Below are 1,746 nucleotides of genomic sequence, written 5' to 3' on the forward strand. Positions count from 1 at the left end.
GCCGAGGCCTTCTCCAGGGTGTTGCACTTCGAACGAGAATCCACATCCCGGCCTTCGCCGGGATGAGCGGGCTTGGGGCGAATAGGCAGGCCACACCCGCCCCCTACCCCTCCGCCAACAACCCCTCGACAAACCCGGGCAGCCAGATGTTCCGCCCCGGCTTCAGCCGCTCGGCCCGGTAGATGTGGATCAAATCCGAATAGGCCCGGTCGAAGTTCTTGTTCACGATCACGTAGTCATAGGCGCCCCAGTGGGCGATCTCGTCCTTGCCCAGTTCCAGGCGCTGGTGGATCACCGTCTCTGAGTCCTGCTGCCGCGCATGCAGCCGGCGCGAGAGGTCCTCCCAGGACGGCGGCAGGATGAACACCCGCACGCTGTCGTCCGGCGCGGCCTCGGCGATCTGCTTGGCGCCCTGCCAGTCGATGTCGAACAGCACGTCCTTGCCCTCGTCCAGGGCGGCCATCACCGCCCCCTTGGGGGTGCCATAGAGGTTGCCGTTCACCTCGGCCCATTCCAGGAAGTGGCCCTCGGAGATCAGGGTCTCGAACCGGGCGCGGTCGATGAAGAAGTACTCCCGCCCCTCCTCCTCGCCCGGCCGCGCGTCGCGGGTGGTGGCCGAGATCGACAGGGTCATGTCGCCGTGGTCGGCCACCAGGCGGCGTGACAGCGAGGTCTTGCCCGCCCCGGCCGGGCTCGACACCAGCAGCAGCAGGCCGCGGCGGGTGGTTTCCCAGGGTTTGGCGTGGTCGTCGGTCATCGCGGGCTATTCCACATTCTGCACCTGTTCGCGGAACTGCTCGATGGTCGCCTTCAACTCCAGGCCCACGGTGGTCAGGCCCGGCAGGGCCGACTTGGAGCACAGGGTGTTGGCCTCGCGCATGAATTCCTGGGTCAGGAAGTCCAGCCGCCGTCCGGCCGGGCCCTCGCCGGCCATCAGCGACCGCGCGGCGTCCACATGCCCGGCCAGCCGGTCGAGCTCCTCGCGCACATCGGCCTTTACGGCGAGCGCGGCGGCCTCCACCACGATGCGATCGGCGATGCCGGGGGTGTCGGGCGCCAGCTCATTCATCCGCCGCTCGAAGCGCTCCTTGATGGCGGCCGACTGCCCGGCGGCCTCGGTCTCCGCCTGGGTCACCAGGACCGCGACCCGGTCGATCTGGCCGGCCAGCACGACGGCCAGCGCCGCGCCCTCCTCCCGCCGGTTGGCCAGCAGGGCGTCGAGGGCGGCGTTCAGGCTGGCCGCCATGGCCGCCTCCACCGCCGCCAGGGTCTCGGGATCGTCGGCGGTCTCCCCGGCCTCGATCACGCCGCGCAAGGCCAGCAGGCCGTCCAGGCTCGGCGTCGTCGCCCGCCCATCGGCCACCAGCTGCGCGCCCACCGCCAGGTAGCGTTCGACCTGCTCCAGATTGATGGTGACCTTGCCGCCGGAATCGGTCCGCTTGCCGGTCACCCCGATGGTGACATTGCCCCGCTGGAAACGCGCCTGCGCCGCCTCACGGGCCGTCCGGTCCAGGGCGTCGAACCCGGGAATGCCGCGATAGCGGATCTCCAGGTTGCGCCCGTTCACCGAGCGCGCCTCCACCGACCAGCTCCAGTCGCCGCACGCCGCCTCCGCGCGGCCAAATCCCGTCATGCCGGAGAGGGGCATCAGGAACCTCCAACCCAGTATCCTTCTCCCCTTGCGGGAGAAGGTGGCCGGTCGGAGACCGGTCGGATGAGGGGTCACGCTCCGCGATCGGCAAAACG

At 69.9% G+C, this 1,746-nt stretch carries 2 protein-coding genes; both read right to left on the minus strand.

The window, feature by feature from the left end; translation table 11 throughout:
- Window positions 1-103: 103 nt before the first annotated feature.
- A complete protein-coding gene (gmk, locus tag OCL97_RS22550) occupies window positions 104-757 on the minus strand; it encodes a guanylate kinase (RefSeq protein WP_377371939.1) in 654 nt (217 codons plus the stop codon).
- Window positions 758-763: 6 nt separating this feature from the next.
- Window positions 764-1,648: a YicC/YloC family endoribonuclease gene (locus tag OCL97_RS22555; RefSeq protein WP_377371940.1), complete on the minus strand. Its 885-nt coding sequence runs from the start codon at window positions 1,646-1,648 to the stop codon at window positions 764-766.
- Window positions 1,649-1,746: the final 98 nt, after the last annotated feature.

The organism is Phenylobacterium ferrooxidans (assembly GCF_042714595.1).
Lineage (GTDB): Bacteria > Pseudomonadota > Alphaproteobacteria > Caulobacterales > Caulobacteraceae > Phenylobacterium > Phenylobacterium ferrooxidans.